2 protein-coding genes are annotated in these 4170 nt (G+C 63.4%); both read right to left on the bottom strand.

What is annotated here, in order from left to right; genetic code table 11:
* A partial coding sequence (locus tag HX846_RS36770) for an amino acid adenylation domain-containing protein (RefSeq protein WP_178967410.1) occupies nucleotides 1–2365 on the bottom strand: 2365 nt, incomplete at its 3' end.
* Nucleotides 2362–4170: TauD/TfdA family dioxygenase (locus HX846_RS36765; protein ID WP_178967409.1), on the bottom strand; the 1809-nt coding region annotated here is incomplete at its 5' end. The genes HX846_RS36765 and HX846_RS36770, both read right to left, overlap by 4 nt.

The raw sequence follows: 4170 nt of genomic DNA, 5'->3' as shown, positions 1-4170 counted from the left end.
TGACCTGGCGATCGGTGCGCCCGGTGATTTCCAGGCTGGCGTCATGCCGATACCGCGCACGATCTCCGGTGCGGTACAGGCGCTCGCCGTCGCGCTGGATAAAACGCCCGGCGTCGTGTTGCGCATCCAGGTAGCCACGCGCCAACTGCGGGCCGGCGATATACAGTTCGGCGTTTTGCCCAGGCGCGGCCAGTTGTTGCTGGTCGTCGAACACATACAAACGCATGCCATCGAGGCGGTCGCCCAAGGGCAGGCGCCGATAGTCACAGGCCGGATCGACCTTGTGCATCACCACGCCAACGGTGGTTTCGGTCGGCCCGTAGTGGTTGAACACCGTGAGCGCCGGTGCGAACGCGCGGATCGATTGCAACAGGCGCCGCGAACAGGTCTCGCCGCCAAGGATCAGTTGCTTGCGCGGCAGCACGGCGGCGCTTGGCGTGTGGATCAGCCAGGCGTCGAGCAACGACGGTACGATTTTCAGATGATCGACGGGGTACTGCGCCTGCCAGGCGGCCCAGGCCTGGGCGTCCATGGCGGTTTCCTTGTCGAGTACGTGCAATTCGCCGCCGCTTAGCAGCGCTGGGAACAGCAGGGTGTAACCCAGGTCCGCGGCCAGCGAGGTGACCACGGCACTGCGTTCGCGGGCTTGCAACTGCAGGCGCGAAGACACACTCGACACGTAACTGGCCAGTTGCGCGTGCTCGACGATCACGCCTTTCGGCAAACCGGTGCTCCCCGAGGTGAACAATAGGTACGCGGCATCCTCAGGCCGGATGTCAGGCGCAACGTCGGTCATTGGTGCCTGTTGCCAAACGGCAGTCTCGCGCAGATCAAGGCCACCCATCGACGCCAGCACAGGGGCATCGCCAGCGGCGCCGGTGAGCACCAGGCGCGGTTGCGCCTGTTGCAGAATCGCCAGCGAGCGTTGGGCGGGCTGGTGCACGTCCAACGGTACAAACGCTGCGCCGCTCTTGAGCACGGCGAGCATCGCCAACACCATCTGTGCCGAACGGTCCAGGTACAACGCCACGCGGTCTTCGCGGCCGATGCCCTGAGCTATCAGATAATGCGCCAACTGATTGCTGCGCGCATGCAGTTCGGCGTAGCTCAGGTGCTGTCCGGGGTCGCGCAACGCCAGGTGTTCGGCAAAGCTGGCCGCACAGGCGTTGAAGCGCGCTGGTACGCTGGCAAAGAGCGGTGCGGCCTGCTCATGACGAGCAGCCAGCGCCGCCGAAAACCCTGGTGCGCGCAGCGACAGCTCGGCGAGCGGCTTGGCAGGGTGGGTGAGGGCGTCGAGCAGCAGCGACTGCAATTGCTCCAGCAGGGTCTGCGCGGCAGGAATGCTGTAGCACCGCGCTTGATGACACAGCGTCAGGCGGTAACCGGCAGTGCCCTGTGGTTCAGCCATCAGCAGCAGTTCCATGCCGGCGGGGATGGCGTGCATCTCCAGCACCTTGAACGAGCTGCCCGCGGTTTCGAACCCCGGGGTCCACTGGAAACCGTAAGGCGCGGTCTCAACCGGCAGCGAGTATTCCTGCCATTCGCCCGCCTGTTCGCAGAGCACTTGCAGTGTGGCCAGTGCCCCGGTGAATGGCCGCTCGACAACCGGTTGCCACGGCAGCGGCAGGGCCTTGGCGAACAAGCCCCAGCAGTCGGCGAGTTCTTCGTAGTCGTCACGGCAGTCATGCACCCAGTTCAGGGTGAGCGCCGCACTGTCATTGGCACTAAGGCGCTGCAACAACACGCCCCAGGCCGTCATCAGCAACTGTTCGGCGGGCGCGGAGTGACTTTGCAAGGCTGCGCTCAATGCAGGGTTAAGCATGACGCTGGTGGTCAGCGTCGTAGCAGCCTGATCGCTGCGTGCCTCGCGGTACAGCAACTCGGTACCGGCCTGCTCGCCCAACGCCAGGCCAGCCCAGTATTGCCGACCTTGTGCGGCGTCTTCATCCGCCTGCAAGTCGTGAATCCAGGCGCTGTATTGGGTGTAAGTCATGGCCTCGTCGTCAGGCACCGGCGCCAAAGCCGAACCCAGGGCTTGCGCCAAGCGAAGCAGCGTCCCACGGTCGGCGGCCAGGGCGGGTAATTGCAACGTGACCTGATACACATCCTCCACCCGTGCCTGTACATCGACACTGAAGGTGTGGGTCGCCGCGACGATCTGCAATGGCACTTGCAAGCCTGGTTCCGGTCGGGTTTGCAGGCGCAGCGCATCGTGCACGGCGGCCAGCGATGCCAGCCGTTCGTGCAGCTGTGCCAGCGCGGCAGCACCGTGCACTTGCAGGGTCAAGCGTGCCGGCGGCGCATTCGCCAGCCATTGGCTGCGCTGTTGTGGCGACAAGGCGAACGCTGCTTCGTAGTGGCTCATACCGGCTCCTGCGCGTGCTGCAATTGTTCGCGATTCATCATCTGGCCCATGGCAACGCAGATCTTGCGCTCCCCCTCAAACGGGTCGCGGGCGTGCGCCACCAGCATATTGTCGAGCATCACCATGTCGCCTTTTTGCCAGTCGAAGCGCACTGCACAGGCCTCGTACGCCGTACCGATCACGTCCATCACTGCATCCTCAATCACGCTGCCATCGCCGTAATACACATTGCGCGGCAGGTTGCCGGCGCCAAACAGGTTTATCAGGTTGCTGCGCACCTCCGCTTCCAGGCAGGCGCTGTGATGCAGTTGCACCTGGTTGAAGAACGACGCCTCACCGGTATCCGGATGCGTGACAATCGCCGGGCAGTGTTGGGCAACCTTCAGATTGTCCTCTCCCAGCCATTCCCACTGCATGCCGGATAGCAAGCATTGGCGTTCGACCTCTTCGCGTGTTTCGGTTTTGAAGAAGTCCTGCCAGCGCACATCCAGCTTGTCGGTGAAGTGCCGCACATACAGCAGGCCCAGCGCCTTGAAGCGCTCGACAATGGCCGGCGGCAACTGCGTCAGTACCTGGCGGCAATCGACAATCGGGGTGCAACCACCGCGTGGTGCCGGAATCTCGCAGAAGAACCACTGCTTGCGCGGCCATTGCGCCAGGTGCGAGCTTTCGTTATGGAACAGAATCATGTGTTGTTCCGGGTACGGCGTGGAGTGGTAGATGTTCTTGCCGGATTTATTCTTCGGCAGGTCGCCGTAGGTGCCATACAAGTCCGGTTCGATCGCCTGGGCGAACTGCTCGAAGGCGTTCGCGTCCGGCAGGTTGAAACCACGGAACAATAGGCCGCCGTGGCTGCGCAGTTGCACATTGATCCATTCGCGCGCCTGTACGGCCCAATGCACCGGGTCCAGGTCGGCCAGCAGCGGCTCGATTACCAGGGGCAGTGGTTGGCCGTCGCTCAAGGTGCGTGTGCGCACCTGTTCGTGGGGCCGTTGGCTCACGGCGGTGGCGCGGGTGCTTTTTAGCTTGCTCATTTTCGACAGCTTGCGCGCGCTGCGTGCTTGGGCGTCGTCGATTGCAAGAGGTTCAGCTGGGGTGTCGCCCGCCAGGCGCCACGCCCAGTCTTGCAGGTTCAGAGTGTCCAGCAGGGCTTGGAAGCCTTGTTCAAAATGAGCAACGGTCTGGGGGCTCAACACGCCGGTGCGATAGACCCAGCGCACATTCAGGCCGCTCTCGTCTTCCTCGACAAACACCGCCAGATCGAACTTGCTGGATTCCTGCTGCGGCGCCAAGTGTTCCACCGCCAGGCCTGACAAGCTGGCCGAGCCCTGCGGCGTGTTCTGCATCACAAACAACACCTGCACCAGCGGGTTTACGCCGGGCGTACGCGGCGGTTGCAGTGTCTCGACCAGCTTGTCGAACGGCACCTGCTGGTGCTGGAAGGCTGACAGGCAATCCTCGCGCAAGCGTTGCAGGCGGCTATCAAAGGTGTCGTTGTCGTCGAGGCGCGCGCGAATCGGCAGCACGTTGACGAAGAAACCGATCAACGGCTCCAGCACCGATTGCTCGCGGTTGGCCAGGTCGGTGCCGACGATAAAGTCGTGAGTACCGGTGGCCCGCTGCAAGAGGCTGTTGAACGCATTGAGCAACACCATGAACAACGTGGCCTTGTGCTGTTGCGCGTACGCCTTGAGTGCCAGTGTTTGCGCCGGGCTGAACTGCTGGGTCAACACCGCACCCCTGTAATCCGGCTGCGTCGGGCGCGGCGCGTCCAGCGGCAACGCGATCAAGGTCGGTGCGCCGTC

This window comes from Pseudomonas sp. K5002 (genome assembly GCF_013386655.1).
GTDB lineage: Bacteria > Pseudomonadota > Gammaproteobacteria > Pseudomonadales > Pseudomonadaceae > Aquipseudomonas.
The sequence above is the reverse complement of the archived record's forward strand: the minus strand, read 5'-3'. Positions and strand labels throughout refer to the sequence as shown.